Origin of the sequence: Collinsella sp. AM34-10 (assembly GCF_003469185.1) — a bacterium.
GTDB lineage: Bacteria > Actinomycetota > Coriobacteriia > Coriobacteriales > Coriobacteriaceae > Collinsella.
On record NZ_QSIL01000011.1, the window covers coordinates 1 to 19838 of the forward strand.

Consider the following 19838-nt stretch of genomic DNA (forward strand, 5'->3'; position numbering starts at 1 on the left):
GCACCGAGCCGCCATTGGGAATGTAGAAGGGGGAGGCCTCGCGGCCTTCCCCTTTTTTGCGTTTATAGGGCCATCACTCCACTCTCGCTGTGTTTTTGGCCCTCGTTTGTCGCATCTTCTGCGAACGGGCTACAATGTCATAGTCTGTGCAGCATGGAGGTGATTATGGCCGAAGCCGGAATCGGCGTTGATATCGTCGAGATTTCCCGAATGAAATCAATCCTTGAGAAGACACCCGCGTTTGCCCGGCGCGTGTTTACCGATGAAGAGCGCGCGTATTGCGATGCCTCGTCTCGTCCTGCCGCGCATTATGCCAGCCGTTTTGCTTCTCGCGAGGCGGTACTTAAGGCGCTTGGTACGGGTTTTAGCCAGGGCGTTGGCCGTAAAGACGTTTCCGTAACGCGCGATAAGCTCGGCAAGCCAAAAGCGCTGCTTTCGGGCCGTGCTCTCGAAATCGCCCAGGAATTGGGCGTTGTCGAGGTCGCTCTTTCTATTACTCTGACGGGTGACTTGGCTGTTGCTAATGCCATTGCGATCACCGAGGATGCTCGACCTAAACCCAAGGAAGAAAAGGTGAGCACGAAGGAGCGCGTTGCTCAGACATTTAAAGAGGCTCGTTCTGTCTTAGACGAGCTCGAACAGCTGCAACAATCTGCTTTGTCGGAACATCTGGATGATGATCCGCAAGATGCGCTAGGAGCATAGATGAAACCGGTTTTGAGTACCGAGGAAGTCGTTCGCCTCGAAGATATTATCGAGCGTGAGGGCACCTCGAAGGCCGAACTCATGGAGTTGGCGGGCGAATTTGCTGCCAACGAGATTTTAAAGCTCAACCCCGATCGCGTTCTTGTATTGGTCGGTTTTGGCAACAATGGCGGAGACGGCTGGGTTGCCGCTGACATTCTGACGCATAAGGGCGTTGATGTTGATATCGTATCTCCGGTTGAGCCGGATGAGATCCCTGCCGCTCTCGCTCGTCATGTTGCCCGCCGCACTGCTGGTCGCGACGTGCACGTGTGTGTCGGCCCCTCTCGTGATGAGTTGGAGGTGCTGATCGATAAGGCTGATGTTGTAGTCGATGCCATTTTTGGTACTGGTTTTCACGGTGATCTTCGTGCGCCGTTTTCAATCTGGATCCCCACGGTCAATGAAAATGCCGATTGCGTTGTCTCCATCGATGTTCCCTCGGGTCTGAATGCCGAGACGGGTGTGGTTGATGATGACTGCATTCGTGCCGAGCGTACGGTGACGATGATTGCTCCTAAGATTGGCCTATACAGCGCTGACGGTCCCGAATATGCAGGCGATCTGGTCTGCGGTGGTTTGTACGACCGCCTTGATGAGGTCATTGACGATGTCGACCATGCTGCCGAGATCGTGGAACCCGGCGACCTTGTGGACTACTTTGCTCCGCTGCCCACGAATATCGATAAGTACTCGCGCGGCTCGGTGCTCATTGTTGCCGGATCGGCGCAGTATCCTGGTGCCGCCATTATGGCTGCTAAGTCCGCCGCCCGCGCAGGTGCCGGCTATGTGGCGGTCGCGACGCCGGATGCGTGTGCCAACCTTATCCGCATGGCGCTCCCCTCGATTCCGGTCTTTGCTATTCCATCTGATTCCCGCGGTTCTTTTGGTGCCGCTGCGCGCATGACGGTATGTGAGATTGCCAAGAAATATAGCTGCGTGCTGTGTGGTCCCGGCATGACGACATCTGCCGGTGCCATGCAGGTGGTTTCGGGTCTGCTTGAGCTCGACGTACCGCTTATCTTGGATGCCGATGCTCTCAACTGCCTTGCCAAGATTGCAATCGATGGCATCGACAGTAATCCCGAGATGTATCGTCGTGAGCAGCCGCTCGTTATGACGCCGCATTATCGTGAGCTTTCGCGTCTCGTCGCCGGTGATGAGGTCAATGACCTTGGAACCGCGATTGCCGCCGCGCAAAAGGTTGTCTGGGCCGCCGGTTCCGATAACCTCGTTGTTATCGCTAAGGGCCCGACGACGGCCATTTGCGGTGTTGAGCGCGTGCTGCTGCCGCTCTCTGGCCCGGCGTCGTTGGCGACCGCTGGCTCGGGTGACGTCCTTGCGGGTATTCTGGCCGGCACGCTAGCCACCATGCGCGATGAGATGGACCGCTGGGAGCTGCTGTACTCGTATGCCGTCGCGCTTCATAGCTATGCCGGTTTTGCCGCGGCGACGGAGTTTGGCGAGAAGAGCGTTATCGCGACCGATCTTATCGACTTGATCGGTCCCGCCATGGAGTTGGCGGCAAAGGATGCGCTCGATGATCTGGGAATCACGGACGAAGGGTCGGATGACTAATTATGAATAAAGCCGATTTGACGCGTTGGTCCTGGGTCGAGATCGACCGCGGGGCGCTTCGCCGCAACACGAGGGCCTATAAGAATTTGCTGAATCCGCGTCAGCGCCTGTGCTGCGTGGTTAAAGCCGACGCTTATGGTCATGGAGCTGTTGAGTGCGCCAAGATTATGTATTCGGCCGGTGCCGACATGTTTGCCGTGGCGACGGTTAACGAGGGTGTTGAGCTCCGACAGGGCGGGATTACGAAACCCATCCTCATCCTAAGCGAGCCGCCTATCGAGGCTATTCCGACGTTGCTCGAGTTCGATATCATGCCCTCGGTCTATACGCCCGACTTTGCTCTTGCGTATGGCGAATGTGCCGTCGCGGCGGGCAAGGTGGGTAAGTATCATCTCGCCATCGAGACGGGCATGAACCGCATCGGCGTACATTACACGCAGGTGCTCGACTTTGTCCGTGGTATTGATTTCCATCGCGGCATTCAGTGCGATGGCGTATTTACGCACTTCGCCACGGCCGATGAACCTTCGGGCTGGGACTACAAGCTGCAGTGTCAGCGCTTTACCGAGGCCGTTCAGGCCATTAAGGATGCGGGTTTTGAGTGCGGTACCGTGCACTGCGCCAACACGCCGTCCTCGATGCTCGACCCCTCGATGCATTTTGATATGATTCGCGCCGGCGTTGGCTTGTATGGCATGCAGCCGTGCGAGCTGAGTGGCCGCGTGATGCAGCTTGATCCCGTCATGAGTGTCCATGCGCGCGTGACGCGCGTGGCACATCCTGCGATGGGTGAGGGCGTGGGCTACGGCTTTACCTACCGCGTACCGCGTACGCGCGTTCAGATCTGCACGCTGCCGATCGGTTATGCCGACGGCCTATCGCGTACGCTTTCCAATCGTATGGATGTGCTGTATCGCGGCGAGCGCGTGCGTCAGGTTGGCAATATCTGCATGGATCAGGTTATGGTCGCCATTCAGTCCAACCCGGCACATGAGATTCCCGAGGCCGAGTATGGTGACGAGATGATTATTGTCGGCCGCGATGGCGATGCCGAGATCACTATGGACGAGATGGCCCGACTGCGCGGAACGATTAACTACGAGGTCGCCTGCGGCTTTGGCATGCGTCTCGACAAGGTCTACGTGTAGGAGCCGCTATGGGCGTCATGCACATCCCCGGCCATACCCATCAGGCGCCACGTGAGGTCGCACTCGAGGAGATTGAGGCTGTTTTAGGCGACTGCCATCTCTGCCAGCTCTATCAGTCGCGCCATAGCATCGTGTTTGGCGTGGGAAACCCCCACGCTCGCGTCATGTTTATTGGTGAAGCACCGGGTCGCAACGAGGATTTGCAGGGCGAACCCTTTGTGGGGGCGGCGGGTGAAGACCTCAACGGCATTTTGTCCCTGGCAGGTCTTAAGCGCGAGGACGTCTATATCGCCAACGTGCTTAAGTGTCGCCCGCCGGGAAACCGCAATCCGCGTCCCGAGGAAGTGCTGGCTTGCTCACCGTTTTTGCGCGAGCAGATTCGAAGCATCTGGCCCGATATCATCGTGACGCTCGGTAACCCCGCAACGCACTTTGTGCTCAAGACCGAGATCGGCATTACCAAGCTGCGCGGCAGGTTCCATCAGATGGGCCACTTTGTGGTGATGCCGACGTTTCATCCTGCGGCGGCGCTGCGCAATCCGGCGTGGCAGGAGTTGCTGGAGGAAGACTTTAAGATGCTGGGCGACTATCTGGAGCGGCACCCCGCGCCAGAGGGTGCCTCGGAATAATAAGGAGCATATATGTCCCTGGAGCGCCTGGGGGTAGGTACCTATAGAACGGCTCGTACTGCCGATACGGAGCATTTTGGCGAGCTGGTCGCACCGTGTCTAGAAGATGGCGATGTGCTGATTTTGACCGGCGGCCTCGGGGTGGGCAAAACCCACTTTACCAAGGGCGTTTCGCGCGCTCTGGGCGATGAGCATATGGTCACGAGCCCTACGTTCGCACTCATGGCCGTTCATGACCAAGGGCGTATTCCGCTGTTCCATTTTGATCTGTACCGCCTGGAGCATGCCTACGAGCTTGAGGATACGGGCATTTTTGACGTGCTGGGCTATGAGGGTGTTTGCCTGCTGGAATGGGGCGAGCAGTTTCAGGATGAGCTGACGGATGAGTATCTTTCGGTGACGCTTAAGCGCGATGAGGACGACAGCGACGTGCGAACGATAACGCTCGAGGCGCACGGTGAGCGCGCAGCGGAGCTTTCCGATTTGATTGATAGGGCTGTACAAGATGAGCTTGCATAACGATTACGCGCTGGTGGTGGCGCTCGATACTTCGACCGATATGCTTGCCTGCGCGGCAAGCTGGATTGATGGGCAGACGGGCGAGACGAAGCAGGTGAGTGGCGACCATATGTGCCGTCGCCATGCCAATGTGGAGCTCGTGAATACCGTCGACAGCGTGCTTGCTCAGGCTGGCATGGACCGTGCCGACGTGGGCAGTTACGTCGTCGGCCGCGGCCCGGGTTCGTTTACGGGCGTGCGTATCGGCATCTCCACCGCAAAGGGTCTAGCACGCGGTGCCAACGTGCCGTTGCTCGGCGTGTCGACACTTGACGCTTGCGCCTGGACGGCATGGAAGGCCGGCGTACGCGGCAAGCTTGGTGTTCTTGCCGACGCCATGCGCGGCGAGGTGTACCCGGCGCTGTATGTGCTGGGGGACGAGGGTCCCGAGCGTCTGTTTGAGCGCGAGCGCGTGGTCAAGGCCGCCATGGCGCTTGATGAGTGGCGCCAGACCGCGGACTGGGATCAGGTTCAGCTGACTGGTGACGGTCTCGTGCGTTATGGCAAACTGCTGGGCGAGGATGAGACGGCGCGCTGCGTGGAGCGAGACCTGTGGTGGCCCTCGGGCGAGGGCCTGCTGATGGCGCACGCCGCAGGCGATGGCGATCCGGCTCGCGTCTTGCCGATCTATACGCGCCTTTCGGACGCCGAGGAAAACGAGCGCAAGCGTCTGGGCCTTGCCGAGAGCGCGCAGAGTGAGGTGACAGGTGTTGCCGACGAGCTTGCCGGACGTCATCTGCAATTCCGCCCCATGGGCGCGGCGGATGCCGAGGGCGCGAGCGCGCTGGAGACCGCCTGCTTTGAAGGCGCCGGACACGAGGCGTGGACGCCGGGCATGTTCCTGTCCGAGCTGGGCGAGGACGTTGCCGCGCCGCGTAGCTGGTGGGTGGCGCACGACGACGGTCGTCTGCTGGGTCTTGCCGGCGGTATGGTCGTCGACGGGGACGTGCAGATTATGGACGTTGCCGTCGATCCGGCGCATCGCCGCGAGGGCATCGCCCGCAAGCTTCTGTCGCACGTGAGCTATGACGCCCAGATGCTCGGCTGCACCACGGCTTCGCTTGAGGTTGAGGACGGCAACGAGGCCGCAATTGCACTCTATGCCGCTCTGGGCTTTACCGAGGCGGGTCGTCGCCGTGGCTATTACGGTGCCGGCAAGGATGCCATCGTCATGACGGCGCCGCTGCCCCTGGTGCTTCCTCTCGACAATGCCTCGCCCGAGCCGACGGCTGCCGAACAGCGTGTATGGCCGCTGCCCGCGCCCGAACGCACCGCTGAGGAGCGTGCCGAAATCGAGCGCCGCCGCCTGGTGCTTGCCATCGAGAGCTCCTGCGACGAGACAGCCGTGGCAATTATCGATGCGGACGGCAAGATGCTGGCCAACCAGGTGTCGACGCAGATTGATTTTCATGCCCGCTTTGGCGGCGTGGTACCCGAGATTGCCTCGCGCAAGCACGTTGAGGTCATCGTGAGCGTCGTGGACGCGGCACTCGAGGACGCCGCAGCGTCGCTGGGCCTTACGGGCGGAGCCATTGCGCCAAGTGAGCTTGCCGCCGTGGGCGTGACGCAAGGTCCGGGCCTGGTGGGTGCCTTGGTGGTGGGTGTCGCCTTTGCCAAGGGCTTTGCGTATGCTGCCGGCAAACCGCTGGTGTGCGTCAATCATCTGGAGGGTCACCTGTTTGCCAACCTGCTGGCGCAGCCCGACCTCAAGCCGCCGTTTATCTTTACGCTTGTTTCGGGCGGGCACACCATGCTCGTGCACGTAAGGGCATGGGGCGACTACGAGGTGCTTGGCGAGACGCTTGACGACGCCGTGGGCGAAGCCTTCGACAAGGTGGCAAAGGCACTGGGCCTTGGCTATCCCGGAGGCCCCATCATCTCCAAGCTTGCCGAGACGGGCAACCCTAAGGCGATTGATTTCCCCCGCGCGCTGAACAGCAGGGGCGACTACCGCTTCTCGCTTTCGGGCCTCAAGACGGCGGTGACGCTCTACATCGAGCAGGAGACCAAGGCCGGGCGCACGATTCATCTGCCCGATTTGGCGGCTTCGTTTGAGGCGGCGGTCTTTGACGTGCAGTACAAGAAGGCCAAAAACGCCCTGCATGCTACCGGGTGCAAGGAGTATTGCATCGGCGGCGGCGTCTCGGCCAACCCGCATCTGCGCGAGATGATGATCAAGAAACTCGGGCGTCAGGGAATCCGCGTAACGGTGCCGCCCTTGTCTGCCTGCACCGATAACGCCGCCATGATCGCGGAGGTCGCTCGCCGTAAATTCGACCGAGGTGAAATCTCGCCGTTCGACGTCGACGCCGATCCAAACATGACGCTGTAGTCGTACGGGTGCAGTCCCCGACCGGAGGGGCCGGATATAAGGTTTCCTGCTCTACAGTCCTGCGCAAGACGAAGGCCACATTAAGTGGCCTTCTTTGCGTGCGGAACTCGCGATAAACCTTATATCCGGCCCCTCCGGTCGGGGACCTTTCTGTATCGATATAGCTTCTGAGCTGGTTTGGCGTCGACAGCGTCCAGCAAGGTCAACAAGCCAGCGTCGAATTTCCGGCGTTCTTTAGCTGAAAGAAAAAGTTGGTGTGCGGAGCTATGCTCCGCACATTTGGGATGGGAGCTCCTCGGGGGCGGGGCGGGCGCCTGCCGCCATATATGAACTTTATCGCGAGTTCCGCACGAACAGGAGGCCACTTAATGTGGCCTCCGTCGTGAGCAGGACTGTCCGAGCAGGAAAGTTCATATATGGCGGCAGGCGCCCGCCCCGCCCCCGAGGAGCATCTCTCATGCAAAAACTGTCGTGGGGTAAAGTCCGAGGTCAGTGGCGTTTTATACCGAGAAATTCAAAAAAGTGGAAAATTCATTACATATTTGCGTTGACTTTAGGTAACTAAAGTTTCATACTCCTTTTCAACCACTGGGGGATGTGAACACGCACGGATCGTTCACATCATGATTGAAGAGGATTTCTTAGACATGTTCACGCATCAGCTAAACATTATCAGCGTAGTAATTATCTGATGCGGGTTAGCACATACAGCTAGCCCGTACGATAACGGGCGGCTGATGAAGATGAGGGCCGTCGAGCGCAACCGACGGCCCTCATTTTTTATGTCTGGGAAGTTCTTTTTAGAGGAGGAAATGTAATGAACGGAGTTTTGCTCATGGTTGTGGCCGCGGCGGTGCTCGCCTGCGGCTATCTGGGCTATGGCCGATGGCTGGCCAACAAGTGGGGCGTTGACAAAGAGGCCCTCACGCCGGCCAAGCGCATGAAAGACGGCAACAGCTTCTCGCCCGTCTCCGCCTTCACCGCGTTCTCGCACCAGTTCAGCTCGATCTGCGGTGCCGGCCCTGTTACGGGTACGATCGTCGCTATGGCCTTCGGCTGGCTTCCCGTCGTGCTCTGGGTCCTCGTCGGCGGCATCTTCTTTGGCGCCGTCCACGACTTTGGCGCCCTGTACGCCTCGATGAAGAACAACGGCAAGTCCCTGGCCCAGCTCATCGAGAAGTACATCGGCAAGACCGGCCGTCGCCTGTTCCTGCTGTTCTGCTGGCTGTTCTGCATCATCGTCATCGCCGCTTTCACCGACATGGTCTGCAAGACGTTCATGTTCACCCCGGCCGTTGACGCTTCTGGTGCTGCTACCGGTGCCATCGACTTCACCAAGTCCTATGCCGCTGGCTGCGCTGGCACCATCTCCATCCTGTTCACCTTCGTCGCCATGGCCTTTGGTTGGGCCCAGAAGAAGTTCAACCTCACCGGCGCTGCCGAGTTCGTCACCGGCGTGGTACTCATGGTCCTCATGTTCGCCGTCGGCATGCAGTTCCCGGTCTACCTGGACAAGTTCCAGTGGTTCGCCGTCGTCATGGTCTACCTGGTCTTTGCCGGTGCCATGCCCATCCAGATGCTCAAGACCCCTCGCGACTACCTCACTTCCATCATGATGATCGTCATGATCGTCTGCGCTGTCCTCGGTATCGTCGTCCTGGGCGCTAACGGCCAGGCCACCATCACCGCTCCGGTCTTCACCGGCTTTAGCAATGCCTCGGGCATGATGTTCCCGGTCCTGTTTGTCTCCGTTGCCTGCGGTGCTCTCTCCGGTTTCCACAGCCTCGTTTCTTCTGGTACCTCCTCCAAGCAGGTCGAGAAGGAGCAGGACGCCGTCAAGGTCGGTTACGGCGCCATGATCGTCGAGTCCTTCGTCGGCATCCTTGCCATCATCGTCGCCGGCATCATGTTCTCCGACATGAACACCGCCGGTACCGGCGCCCTTAACGCCGGCGTCGCTTCCACCCCGTTCCAGATCTTCGCAGCTGGCATCTCCCGCGGTATGCAGGCCTTCGGCGTTGACGGCACGCTCGCAACCGTCTTCATGACCATGAACGTTTCCGCTCTGGCCCTGACCTCGCTCGATGCCGTCGCCCGCATCGCTCGCACCTCGTTCTCCGAGTTCTTTGCCCAGACCAACGACGCCCTGGCCATCGAGTCCAAGGCCGGCTACATGAAGGTCCTCGGTAACCCCTGGTTCGCCACGGTCGTTACCCTGCTTCCTGGCCTCGCCCTCGCCTTTGGCGGCTATGCCAACATCTGGCCGCTCTTTGGTGCTTCTAACCAGCTGCTCGGCGGTATGACCATGATCACCCTCGCCGTGTTCTGCAAGTGCACCGGCCGCAAGGGTTGGATGCTCTACGTGCCCGTTGTCTTCCTGCTCTGTTGCACCTTCACCTCGCTGGTCCAGAGCGCCATGGGCTGCATGACCGCCGTCCAGGCCTACGGCTTCTTCGGCACCATCCCGGCTACCGCCACCACGGCTGCCGTTTCCGTCGCCGCCACCAAGGGTCTGCAGCTCGTCTTCGCCGTCCTGCTGATGGTCCTGGGCCTCATCGTTGCCGTCAACTGCCTCAAGGAGTTCTTCGGCAAGGAGGCCGGTTCCATGCCCGACGAGGAGCCCGAGTGGTCCGAGATGGGCAAGGCCGAGTATGGCCGCACTGCTGTCGCCGAGGCTCCCGCCGACGCCGAGGCTGCCAAGGCCTAGTCAACTTGATGAGCTAACCGTTCCATCCATATGACTCGGAAAGACCGGGTCCGCAACGACGCGGGCTCGGTCTTTTTTCTTGCGGGAACGGGTGATGCAAAGGCGTCCTCGCAGATGTTTTGCGTGGATAGGCTCGCGCGATGTACCATATAGACGTATATGTGTACATATGAAAGGGGCCCCGTGGCCAAGACGGTATATTCCGATAACCAAAATAATGTCGATGCCCTGGCTGAGCGTCTAAGCAGCCAGACGTCGCTTTCTGCCGAGCGCGCCAAGCTGGTTGCCTACGACCTGCTCTGCCGCAAGGCGCTTAAAATCAAGTCGAGCGCGCTGGCACAGATTTTCCGCTCCGTCGATAAGGAATGCGACACCAAGGCGATGCGCGACGAACTCATCGCGGCAAAAATCGTTACCAAGATCGAGGGCAGCGGCATTAACGGACGTCCGGCGTTCTATACCATTCATGCCGAGATAAGTGATGCCCAGGAGCAGCTTGCCGAGGTTGCCGAAGAAGCCGTCGAGGACGTTGTCGAGGTGCCCGCTTCGGTGGAAACGGCCCCGCGCGAGCATATCGATACCGACGAGCTGCTCGATGAGAGCGTCGTTCGCGCCTTTACGGCTAAGGCCGGTCGCGGCGGTTTTGGTGGGGGCGGCAAGCGCGATGCTCAGCGCCGTGCCCAGCAGGAGCGCTTCCGTCGTGCCGTGGCTCAAAAGGATGAACTCGATACCGAGACTGTTGTGACCGAGGTTGCCGCTGAGTCGCAAAAGCCCGTGGAGGCCCAAGAGCCCAAGCGTCGTCGCGGTGCTCACTTTAAGGCTGTGCAGCAGGATGTCGCGCATGAGGCTGAAGAGCCTTCCGAGGTTGCAGGCGATGCTGAGGAGTCTGCCAAGAGGGTTTCGGGTTCGTGTCGTCCCGGCCGCGGTTTTGCGGGGCGCGCGTATCCCATAAAGCGTCAGGAGAAGGGCGAGCCGGCTTCGACCGCTCAGGCCGATAAGGCCGAACAAACTGAGAAAACCGTTGAGCCGGTGACTTGCGAGCAGCAACCTTCCGAGTCGCAGTCTGCGGCTGGCACCGAGGTCAAAGCTCAACAGTCCGCTGATAAGCAGACAGGGGAGAGCGCCTCAAGCAAGCCCCGCCGCCGTCGTCACCGCGGCGGTCGTGGCTCAAATGCCGAGGCCGCGGCCGAGAAGGCAGCGATGCAAAGCAAGGATGCGAAGGCTGAGGCCCTGGTGGAGCAGCCCAAGCGCCAGCCGGCGAAGGGGGACAAGCCCGAGCGCTCGCAAAAGGGTCCGTCCGCGCCAAAGCAAGAGCGCAAAGCTCAGGCGGATTCCAAGCGCAAATCCCAGGCGCAGCCCAAACCGACTGCAAACGATGCGGCCGCCCAGCAGCCTGAGCCGCCCGCTCATGGCGAGGTTTCGGCGTTTGCTCTGGCCCGTGTCCTGGGCAGGCAGCTGCTCAAGGTCGTTCCCACGCCTACGGCGCTCTCCAAGATTAAGGAGCAGCAGACTCAAATCGTTAAGGTCGAGGGCAAGGACGGCAATAAGGCTCCGCAGCGCACTCAGCACAACGAGATGTCCAACCGCAAGATTGCCGAGGAGATTGCGATCATCCAGGCTTGGATAGAGCAGAATCGCGGCGCCGACACGCCGGTCGCTTCGCGTCGCCAGCGCGCCTACCAGATTTTTAACGATGAGAAGGCCTTTGACGGCAAACACGGCGAGCGCCTGATTCGGCGTATGACCGAAAAGGGCATCAGCATGCAGGCAATCAAGGTTGCTCCCAACCGTCCTGTGCACTTTACGGGCTTCTTTACGCTGGGCGCCGACAAGCCGTTCATTATGGTTGAGAACCTGGACACCTATGACGAGATCGTCAAGCTCCTGCGCGGCCGCAAGCACGCCAAGCTTTTTGGCACCAAGGTGGGTGGCGTGATCTTTGGCGGCGGCTGCAAGGCGAGCGTTTCACACGCACTGGATGATTATCTGGCCGAGATCGGCTATCGCTTTAACTATGTCTACTACGTGGGCGACATTGACCGAGAGGGTGCGCGCATTGTCGAGCAGACCCGTAACGCCAATGTGGTTGAGATTCGCCTGCATGCCGGTATGTATCGCGCCATGCTCGCCGAGCACAAGCGCCGCGTGAAGGCCGGCGGTGAGTGCGAGCCCGCGGCTGCCAACCAGGGTGTACCGCAGAACCTGGCGGCGACGATCAAAGATCTGCCCATGGTCACGCGCGTGCAGTTCCGCAACGTGCTGCGCGAGGGCGGACGCATTCCGCAGGAGATTCTGATGACCGCCGACTATCGGGATGGCGACTCGGGAAGCTTCGACCGCATGCTGAACAATTAGTTCCGCCGTTCTACCGAACGGCGGTCTTCTTGACGCTGCGAGGGGCCCTGGCACGGCAATCTGACGTTCAACTTCGGCGGCGCGACCAGAAGGTCAGCGCCGCCTTGTTTCACGTCACCTTGCCATACCAGGACCCCTCTCGCTGTCACGTCCAAAACATCGAGGTCACGTGGCCTCCTGTTCGTGCGGAACTCGCGATAAACCTAAGCCGGTGCCCCCGCTCTCCCGGGGCCTGTGGTTACTTGGTTGTTGCATGCGGCTCGCTTTTCGGAACTAGGCTTATATTTTCTAGATGTAAGGCGCTCTTGGTCCTAATGGGCTTGGGGCGCCTGTCTTTTGAAGGTAGATTTTCCCGTGCTGGACGAGAAGTTGTGTTGCCTTGCGGGTTCGAATCCCCCCGCTTGCCCACAAGAAAAACCTCCCGATCGGCTATGCGTTCGAGAGGCTTGTTTCTTTGGCTGGGACGGAGGGATTCGAACCCCCAACAGCCGGCACCAAAAACCGGAGTTCTACCGTTGAACTACGTCCCAATGTGTGGTGTTGCCCAAAAGCAACCCGTTTAGTTTACCTAATCTGCGAGGGCATCGCAAACGCCATCGAGCAGGCGTACGGCGAGTGTCTGCGCATCACTTGCGGTGAAGGTTCCGTTGTAGCGCGTCATGCCCGTGAGCTCAATGCGGATGCGCGCGGGCTTTTGCTGCGCGGCGACATTGGCGGTGCGGATGCGCTGTGCAAGGTTGTGACACTCGGCAAGGGCGATCGTGGCGCGCGGCGCAGCATCTGCGGGCAGCTCATCGCTTGCAATCTCGAGCACCAGATCCACGTCGGTCGGAACCTCGGAATCGCAAAGCATCATGCCGCTGCTGTCGGTCGTCGCCGTGGCGATGTTCCACATGCGCGATGCAACGCTGCGTGCGATGGGGTCCTCACCGATGACGGCAATCTGGAAGCGCTCGAGCACGTTGGCGGCGCGGGCAAAACCGATGCGCGACTCGGCCTCGGTAACCGAGGGCTTGCCCTCCCACACGTGATGCAGGCGGTTGATATAGGCGTAGGTATCCTGGAACGCCATGCCATCGGCAAACAGGCCAACATTTTCCTGGAACTGCTGCAGAGCGGCCTCGGTGTGCGGGCCAAAATAGCCGTCGTCCTCACCGCAGGCAAAACCCAAAACGTTGAGCGCGCGCTGCAGGGCCTGAACGTCGGCGCCATGGAAATTGGGCATGCGCAGATAGAGCGTGCGGTCGCCCAGTTTATACGAGGCGTCTACCAGGGCGCTCCAACAGGGGATATCGACGGCGCAGCCAGCGGGAAGGCCACTGTCGAGCCTAAAGGTGCCAACAGCCTGCTCGGTGGTGGTGCCAAAGCGCTTGTCGGAGACCTCGGTGTCATCGATTGTATAGCCGAGCTGCAGAAGGCGGGACTGGACGTCCTCGACGGCTGCTCCCTGCATGCCCGTTGTAATAGGTTCCATGAACGAACCCCTTTCGGCGTATCATTCGTACTATTTGAGCGCCTGTCGGATAGACGACGCAAAGAGATGCATAAACATGCACTCAACAGTGTAGCAAGTTGTACCCAAATACGCTGCTGACAGGTTTTATAACCCACGCTAGTTGAGTCGCTCCACAAAGAAATCTGCCATGGAGAGGAACAACTCGCGTGCGTGCTGATCAAGCTCAACGTTCTCGATGGCCGCTTTGGCCTTGGCGGTCAGGTCGAGCGCGTAAGTGTGAGCGTAATCGATGGAGCCGGTCCCCTGGAAGATCTCCACGGCGCGTGCGAGCTGCGCGGGATCATCGGTGCCCGAGGAAAGAATCGCCTCGATCTCGTCGTGGTGGCGTTCATCAGAGAGGGCGTGTACGGCGACAAGCGTGCGCTTGCCCTCGGTGATGTCGGTGCGGAAGTCCTTGTTGGCGGCCTCTTTGGTGCCGATCAAGTTGAGCAGATCATCTTGGATCTGGAAGGCAAGGCCCGTGTACAGGCCAAAGGCGCGCAGCGCCTCAATCTGCTCCTCGCTGCCGCCGCCGATAATGGCTCCGGCGGCAAGTGGCGTGGCTCCGCTGTAGTACGCGGTCTTGTGCGTCGCCATGTCCAGATAATCGTCGACCGAGATGTCAAAGCGCCCATCGCGGACCCAGCCCAAGTCGAGTGCCTGGCCCTCAATGGTGCGGACGATCATCTCGGTGAGCTCGTGGAGCACGCGGAGTTTCACGTCTGCCTCGAGCGTGGGGTCGTCGAGAACCGTCTTGGTGACCATGGTGAGCGCCAGATCGCCGCAGTTGATGGCAAGTCCCGTGCCCTCGGTAAGGTGCATGCAGGGCTTGCCGCGACGCAGTTGGCCGTTGTCGGCGATGTCGTCATGGATAAGCGCTCCCGATTGAAAGTGCTCTATAGCTGCCGCCGCGCTGCGGGCGCTCTCAAAGCTGCCGCCTACCGCGGTGGCGGCGAGCATGCAGATGAGCGGGCGGTGGCGCTTGCCGGCATTGGCCGTAAATGCCGAGAGCGGGGTATACAGGTAACGCTCGATATCGGCGGAAGTTGCCTGTCCGTCAAAGAACGTGGCCAGATAGTCGTTAATCTGGTCAAAGTGCTGGGCTAAAAAGCTGGTAAACGGACTGGACACGGGTTCTCGCATTCTTTGATAGGTTGCATCGTTGCATTATGCAGACAACATATTGCCACATTAGGGCGTCGAGCGCGGCGGTTGAAGACGATTGGTCCATGCGGCCGCAAGTGCGGTAGGGGCTTGGCTAGATAAGCCCAAAGTGTTCGAGCGCGGTGACGACGCCGTCGTGGTCGATGCTGTCGGTGACATAGTCGGCCTTTTCCTTGAGGAAGTCCGGCGCATTGCCCATGGCGATACCGACATCGACGGCGTTCATCAGCGAGACGTCATTGCTGGCGTCGCCGATGCCGTATACGGTTCCGTGGTGGGGATCGAGGGCGTCGAGTACGGACTGGATACCCTCGCGCTTGGTGCATTCGCGAGGCGAAATCTCGGTCACTTCGAGCTCGAGCTCGTTAAAGCAGAGCAGCGGCTCAAACGCTTGATCCTGAGCGATGCGGTTGGCAAGCGACGTGGACATTAAGATCTTGTAGGCGCTGTAATGTTGCAGCTGCGTAATTGCATCGCCCACGGTGCGGGCGTATCCCGGAGCGTCGGGCGCATCGGCACTCATGCGAACGACGCCATTGAGTCCCTCAAAACGAATCACTTCGTCCGATTGCTCAAGAATGGGAGCAAGGCGCTGCAGCATGCCGGGCGTCATCGCCAAATCGCGAATCACGTGTCCCTCAAGTTCGACATAGCCACCCGCGAGGCAGACGATGCCGGTCCAGGGCAGCTCGAGCAGCTTTGGATGGATGCAGCTCAGCGTGCGCCCTGTGCAGATAAACGCCATATTGCCCTTGGCGACAAAATCACGGATGGCTTGCGAGACCGCTTCATTGGGATAGGGGGAGAGGTCTCGCTCGCTCTCGGGAAGCTCTTGTGCCACTCGAGGGTCTTGCCAGGCGAGTGTTCCGTCGATATCGAAGAAGCAGATATCGCCGCGCTTATGGGCTGCGCTGGCGGCAGGGGAGGCCGAGGTGGTGGACACAAATCCCGGCTCGAGGCCCATGATCTGGTCAAAATGCTCTTTAACGCGGGGAACGGAGATGCCAATAATCACCTGGGCGGTCTTGCCCGTAATGATGAGGCCCTTGGCGCCCACCGCGACAAACGACGCATTATCTGCAACGATGGAAGGGTCTGCGACCTCGACGCGCAGGCGCGTGGCGCAGTTGGTTGCGCCCACGATATTGCCAACGCCACCTAAAAGCTGAATTACCCGCTCAGCGAGGACGTGATCTTGATCGGATTGAATACTGACCTCGCCATTGGGAGATTGCTCTTTGGCAAAGCCGCTTCCCGTTAAACGATCGATTGCCGCGCGATTGGAGACATGATCCTCGCGGCCCGGCGTCTTAAGGTCATAGACCAAGATGAGTGCTCGAAAACTAACAAAAAAGATGAGGCTAAAGGCAAGACCGATACCGAGCGCCAAAAGGTAGGAGCCGGCATGCATTCGCATGAGTGGGATGAAGTTGAAGGCCGTCATTTCCATGAGACCGCCCGAGAAGATGCCGACGATGCCAAAGAAGTTCATGGTCATGGCAAGGCAGGAGGACAGGACGGCGTAGAGCAAAAAGAGTCCGGGATAGGTGAACATAAAGAGAAACTCGAGCGGCTCGGTGACGCCGCAGACCACCGAGGCGACGATGGCGGGCAAAAGGATGACCTTAAGGCCGGCGCGGCGTTCGGGTTTGGCGGTGAAATAGAATGCTGCCGCGATGGCGGGAAGGCCAAAGAGCTTGCCCCAGCCGGTGGCGGTAAAACCTGCCCAGGGCGCAAGTTCATTTAAAGGGCGCGTGCTATGGGAGAGAATGGGGAGCAGGTTGGTCCACGTGGCGTAAATACCGTCGTGAATGACCAGATTGTCGTAATAGATGGGCATATAGAGCAGATGGTGCAGCCCCATGGGCTCGAGCGCTCGCTCCAAAAACACAAAGATGCCCACGCCGAAGGGGCCGACGCCTGCAAGTGCGTGGCGCAGCGTTTCGGTCACAGCGTATGCGAAGGGCACGATGGCGGCCGAGATGGCGGCAAGGGCAAACACGGCAAAAAAGCTGATGAGGTAGACGAGCGAGGAACCCGAGAACGTGCCGAGCCAATCGGGAACCTTGGCATCGTAGAAGCGGTCATGGATGGCAACGACGGTTGCCGACACCGCCAGCGGGCCGATAATGCCGGTGTCGAGCGTCTTGATGCCGTCGATGACGGTGATGCCGCTGGCGGGGGTTAAAGACGACGGGTACTTAAGTCCAAGGTTGTCGCCGCTCAGCTTAATGATCTCGCTCAAAAAGAAACAGTAGGCAAAATAGGCTACGAGCGCCTCGAGGCAGCAGCGTGCCGGTTGCTTTTGGGCAAGGCCGATGGGCAGCGCTACGGCAAAAAGGAGTGGAAGGCGCTTAAAGACCGTCCACGAGCCGCGCTGAATGATAGTCCAGAAAACGTACCAGGGGGTTCCGTATACGGCGAGGTCGCCGACGATATCCACGGTCGTTGCGAGGGCGGAGATGCCGACCATGAGGCCTGATATAGAAAACAGCATGGCGGGCGCGAACATGGCTCCGCCAAAACGTTGGATTTTCTGCAGCATAATATGCCTTTCGGATGCAACATGCTGTGCGAGCAAGAACGTTTAAACAATGAACTCATTGTAGAGGACTGGCTGCTTGCCGCATTGACGGTTTTGATTCGGTCCGATTTGGGTTTCGGGGGAACCGTCGACGGTAAATAATCCGTGCTTTACCGATAATCGGTTTAAACAACTTTAAGAAATGCTATCGTGCCTAGCCATACATATTCATTAGAGGTGAAATCATGCCAAAAGCGATTTACGAAGGAATCTACCGCGAGATCCGTTCGCGCATCATCAACGGGACCTATGCGTTTCAGGAGATGCTGCCAACCGAAGCCGAGCTGACCGCGGAGTTTGGCTGCACGCGCAATACCGTTCGACGCGCCTTGAGCATGCTGGCCGACCAGATGTTTGTGCAGCCTATACACGGCAAGGGCGTGCGCGTTATTTGGCTTAAGGGCGAAACCGATATGCTGGGCGCACTCGAAGAGGTTGAGTCGTTTGGCGAGTTCGCAAAACGCAACAATGCCGTCGCATCGACCGAGGTCAAGTCTTTTGAACATTTGATTTGCACTGAGCAACTCTCTCGTCGCCTGGGCTTTAAGGTGGGCGAGGAGCTGATTCGCGTCGTGCGTGTCCGAAGCCTCAACGGCAGCGCGCGCCAAGTGGACCACGGCTACTTTTTGGCGTCGATCGCCAAGGGCCTGACCCCCGAGATCGCGGCGGATTCTATCTACGGCTATCTGGAGCACAAGCGCGGCATCAAAGTGATGGCGAGCCGCCGTACGGTGAGTGTCGAGCTCGCCAACGATGAGGACTGCAGCTATCTGGACCTTGGCAAGTACAACTGCGTCGCCGTTATGGAGAGCCAGTCGTACACCTCGGACGGCATCTTGTTCGAGGTCACGCATGCCCGCACACACCCCGAGATCTTCCATTACCGCGTCAATTCCAAGCGATAGCCGGCTAGCTCGCAGCCTGACGAGACTCATGCCCTCAAAGCGAAAACGCCCGGTCAAACCGACGATGCATCGGCTTGATCGGGCGTTTTCTCTGCATTTGATAACAAATAATTGTTTATACAAAACTTGTCAAGTATCAAGTCGAAATTACCGTTCACCGAAGTTTTTCTACCGCTCTAGTAATACTTGTTCAAACAACTAGCCAAATAGCGTATTGTACAAGTCAGCAAAAGGGGCAAAGTCCCCGAGCCAATCTCCGAAGGCGGCGGCAAAGGGTGCCGCCACGGTGTGAAAGGGTGGATTGTAATGAAGAACGAAATGAGCAGAAGGCAGTTCCTGGGCTTTGCTGGTTCCGCGGCTGCGGTTCTTGGTCTGGGCCTCGTGGGCTGCGGTGGTTCTGCCGGCTCTGGCTCCTCTGCTTCTGGTGACGCTGCCGAGGTCTACTTCCTCCAGTTCAAGCCCGAGGTCGACAAGGAGTGGAAGGAGATCGCCAAGGCGTACAAGAAGGAGAAGGGCGTCGAGGTCAAGATCGTGACCGCCGCCTCCAACACCTACGAGGAGAAGCTCAAGTCCGAGATGTCCAAGAGCTCCGCTCCGACGCTGTTCCAGGTCAACGGCCCCACCGGCCTTAAGAACTGGAAGGACTACTGCGCCGATCTTTCCGACACCAAGCTCCGCGGCGAGCTCATCGACGACTCCCTGGCGCTGCAGTCCGACGGCAAGGATCTGGGTATCGACTGGGTTCAGGAGAGCTACGGCATCATCTACAACAAGGAGCTCCTCGAGAAGGCCGGCTACAAGGCCGAGGACATCAACTCCTTCGACAAGCTGAAGGCTTGCGCCGATGACATCCAGGCCCGCAAGGACGAGCTCGGCGTTGACGGTGCCTTCACTTCCGCCGGCATGGATGACTCCTCCAGCTGGCGCTACACCACCCACCTCGCCAACCTCCCGCTCTACTACGAGTTCGAGAAGGAGCACAACCAGGAGGACGACGAGATCAAGGGCGAGTATCTCGACAACTTTAAGCAGATCTTCGACCTGTACATCACCGACTCCACCTGCGATCCTTCGCAGCTCGCCTCCAAGACCGGTGACGACGCCACCAACGAGTTCGCAACCGGCAAGGCCGTCTTCTATCAGAACGGCTCTTGGGCCTACGCCGACCTCACCAAGGCCGGTATGACCGACGACCAGCTCGGCATGCTGCCGATCTACATCGGCGTCGACGGCGAGGAGAACCAGGGCCTGTGCTCCGGCGGCGAGAACTACTGGTGCGTCAGCTCCCAGGCTTCCGAGGATGCCCAGAAGGCCACCGAGGACTTCATGTATTGGTGCGTCACTTCTGACACCGCCACCAGCATCATCGCTGACAAGATGGGTCTGACCGCCCCGTTCAAGAGCGCTAAGGAGACCACCAACGTCTTCTCTCAGCAGGCCGTTGCTATGGCCAAGGACGGCAAGAAGACCGTCGCTTGGGACTTCGTTTACATCCCCTCCGAGGAGTGGAAGAAGAACCTCAAGCAGGCTCTCATCGCTTATGCTGCCGACAACACCAAGTGGGACGGCGTCAAGAACGCCTTCGTCGATGGCTGGAAGACCGAGAAGGCTGCTTCCGAGTAAGCAGTTGCTGCCCAAG

At 59.2% G+C, this 19838-nt stretch carries 13 protein-coding genes and 1 tRNA gene; 10 read left to right on the forward strand and 4 right to left on the reverse strand.

Annotation, left to right across the window (positions count from 1 at the left end):
* Nucleotides 1-165 precede the first annotated feature (165 nt).
* The 8 genes from acpS to DW823_RS09245 all read left to right on the forward strand — a co-directional run bounded on the left by acpS (nucleotide 166) and on the right by DW823_RS09245 (nucleotide 12051).
* Nucleotides 166-705, forward strand: coding sequence for a holo-ACP synthase (gene acpS, locus DW823_RS09210; protein WP_118081957.1), 540 nt, complete (start codon nucleotides 166-168; stop codon nucleotides 703-705).
* A complete protein-coding gene (locus DW823_RS09215; RefSeq protein WP_118081959.1) occupies nucleotides 706-2322 on the forward strand; it encodes an NAD(P)H-hydrate dehydratase in 1617 nt (538 codons plus the stop codon).
* 2 nt (nucleotides 2323-2324) lie between these two features.
* Nucleotides 2325-3470, forward strand: coding sequence for an alanine racemase (alr, locus tag DW823_RS09220; RefSeq protein WP_118081961.1), 1146 nt, complete (start codon nucleotides 2325-2327; stop codon nucleotides 3468-3470).
* 8 nt (nucleotides 3471-3478) lie between these two features.
* Complete coding sequence (locus DW823_RS09225; RefSeq protein ID WP_118081964.1) at nucleotides 3479-4099, forward strand: uracil-DNA glycosylase; 621 nt, start codon at nucleotides 3479-3481, stop codon at nucleotides 4097-4099.
* 12 nt (nucleotides 4100-4111) lie between these two features.
* The gene (gene tsaE, locus DW823_RS09230; RefSeq protein ID WP_118081967.1) at nucleotides 4112-4618 is read left to right on the forward strand and encodes a tRNA (adenosine(37)-N6)-threonylcarbamoyltransferase complex ATPase subunit type 1 TsaE; all 507 of its coding nucleotides are present in this window, start codon (nucleotides 4112-4114) and stop codon (nucleotides 4616-4618) included.
* Nucleotides 4605-6989, forward strand: a complete 2385-nt coding sequence (tsaD, locus tag DW823_RS09235) for a tRNA (adenosine(37)-N6)-threonylcarbamoyltransferase complex transferase subunit TsaD (RefSeq protein WP_118081970.1) — start codon at nucleotides 4605-4607, stop codon at nucleotides 6987-6989. The genes tsaE and tsaD overlap by 14 nt, the downstream gene beginning before the upstream one ends.
* Before the next feature lie 817 nt (nucleotides 6990-7806).
* A complete protein-coding gene (locus DW823_RS09240) occupies nucleotides 7807-9696 on the forward strand; it encodes a carbon starvation protein A (RefSeq protein ID WP_118081973.1) in 1890 nt (629 codons plus the stop codon).
* Nucleotides 9697-9879: 183 nt separating this feature from the next.
* Nucleotides 9880-12051 carry a hypothetical protein gene (locus tag DW823_RS09245; RefSeq protein WP_118081976.1) on the forward strand — a complete coding sequence of 724 codons (2172 nt, stop codon included), beginning with the start codon at nucleotides 9880-9882 and terminating at the stop codon, nucleotides 12049-12051.
* A 455-nt stretch (nucleotides 12052-12506) separates the two neighbouring features.
* Here the strand turns inward: DW823_RS09245 and DW823_RS09250 are convergent.
* From DW823_RS09250 to DW823_RS09265, 4 genes are all read right to left on the reverse strand, one after another.
* Nucleotides 12507-12581 (reverse strand) — tRNA-Gln (locus DW823_RS09250).
* Between the two features lie 38 nt (nucleotides 12582-12619).
* Entirely contained in the window at nucleotides 12620-13525 is a 906-nt protein-coding gene (locus tag DW823_RS09255) for a peptidoglycan-binding protein (protein WP_199574436.1), read from the reverse strand.
* A 138-nt stretch (nucleotides 13526-13663) separates the two neighbouring features.
* Nucleotides 13664-14677 carry a polyprenyl synthetase family protein gene (locus DW823_RS09260; protein ID WP_118081979.1) on the reverse strand — a complete coding sequence of 338 codons (1014 nt, stop codon included), beginning with the start codon at nucleotides 14675-14677 and terminating at the stop codon, nucleotides 13664-13666.
* Nucleotides 14678-14804: 127 nt separating this feature from the next.
* Nucleotides 14805-17255: a PTS transporter subunit EIIC gene (locus tag DW823_RS09265; RefSeq protein ID WP_117779418.1), complete on the reverse strand. Its 2451-nt coding sequence runs from the start codon at nucleotides 17253-17255 to the stop codon at nucleotides 14805-14807.
* Between the two features lie 224 nt (nucleotides 17256-17479).
* Between DW823_RS09265 and DW823_RS09270 the strand changes: the two genes are divergently transcribed.
* Together DW823_RS09270 and DW823_RS09275 are read left to right on the forward strand one after the other, a co-directional pair.
* Nucleotides 17480-18199 (forward strand): GntR family transcriptional regulator, encoded by a 720-nt coding sequence (locus DW823_RS09270; RefSeq protein WP_117638177.1) that lies wholly within the window; start codon nucleotides 17480-17482, stop codon nucleotides 18197-18199.
* A gap of 306 nt (nucleotides 18200-18505) precedes the next feature.
* Nucleotides 18506-19822 carry an ABC transporter substrate-binding protein gene (locus DW823_RS09275; RefSeq protein ID WP_055252173.1) on the forward strand — a complete coding sequence of 439 codons (1317 nt, stop codon included), beginning with the start codon at nucleotides 18506-18508 and terminating at the stop codon, nucleotides 19820-19822.
* The last annotated feature ends 16 nt before the right edge of the window (nucleotides 19823-19838 follow it).

What these genes read in the sequence shown, in the direction of transcription:
- acpS (WP_118081957.1), top strand. Translation starts at nt 166, where the DNA reads ATGGCCGAAGCCGGAATCGGCGTTGATATCGTCGAGATTTCCCGAATG.
- DW823_RS09215 (WP_118081959.1), top strand. Translation starts at nt 706, where the DNA reads ATGAAACCGGTTTTGAGTACCGAGGAAGTCGTTCGCCTCGAAGATATT.
- alr (WP_118081961.1), top strand. Translation starts at nt 2,325, where the DNA reads ATGAATAAAGCCGATTTGACGCGTTGGTCCTGGGTCGAGATCGACCGC.
- DW823_RS09225 (WP_118081964.1), top strand. Translation starts at nt 3,479, where the DNA reads ATGGGCGTCATGCACATCCCCGGCCATACCCATCAGGCGCCACGTGAG.
- tsaE (WP_118081967.1), top strand. Translation starts at nt 4,112, where the DNA reads ATGTCCCTGGAGCGCCTGGGGGTAGGTACCTATAGAACGGCTCGTACT.
- tsaD (WP_118081970.1), top strand. Translation starts at nt 4,605, where the DNA reads ATGAGCTTGCATAACGATTACGCGCTGGTGGTGGCGCTCGATACTTCG.
- DW823_RS09240 (WP_118081973.1), top strand. Translation starts at nt 7,807, where the DNA reads ATGAACGGAGTTTTGCTCATGGTTGTGGCCGCGGCGGTGCTCGCCTGC.
- DW823_RS09255 (WP_199574436.1), bottom strand. Translation starts at nt 13,525, where the DNA reads ATGGAACCTATTACAACGGGCATGCAGGGAGCAGCCGTCGAGGACGTC.
- DW823_RS09265 (WP_117779418.1), bottom strand. Translation starts at nt 17,255, where the DNA reads ATGCTGCAGAAAATCCAACGTTTTGGCGGAGCCATGTTCGCGCCCGCC.
- DW823_RS09270 (WP_117638177.1), top strand. Translation starts at nt 17,480, where the DNA reads ATGCCAAAAGCGATTTACGAAGGAATCTACCGCGAGATCCGTTCGCGC.
- DW823_RS09275 (WP_055252173.1), top strand. Translation starts at nt 18,506, where the DNA reads ATGAAGAACGAAATGAGCAGAAGGCAGTTCCTGGGCTTTGCTGGTTCC.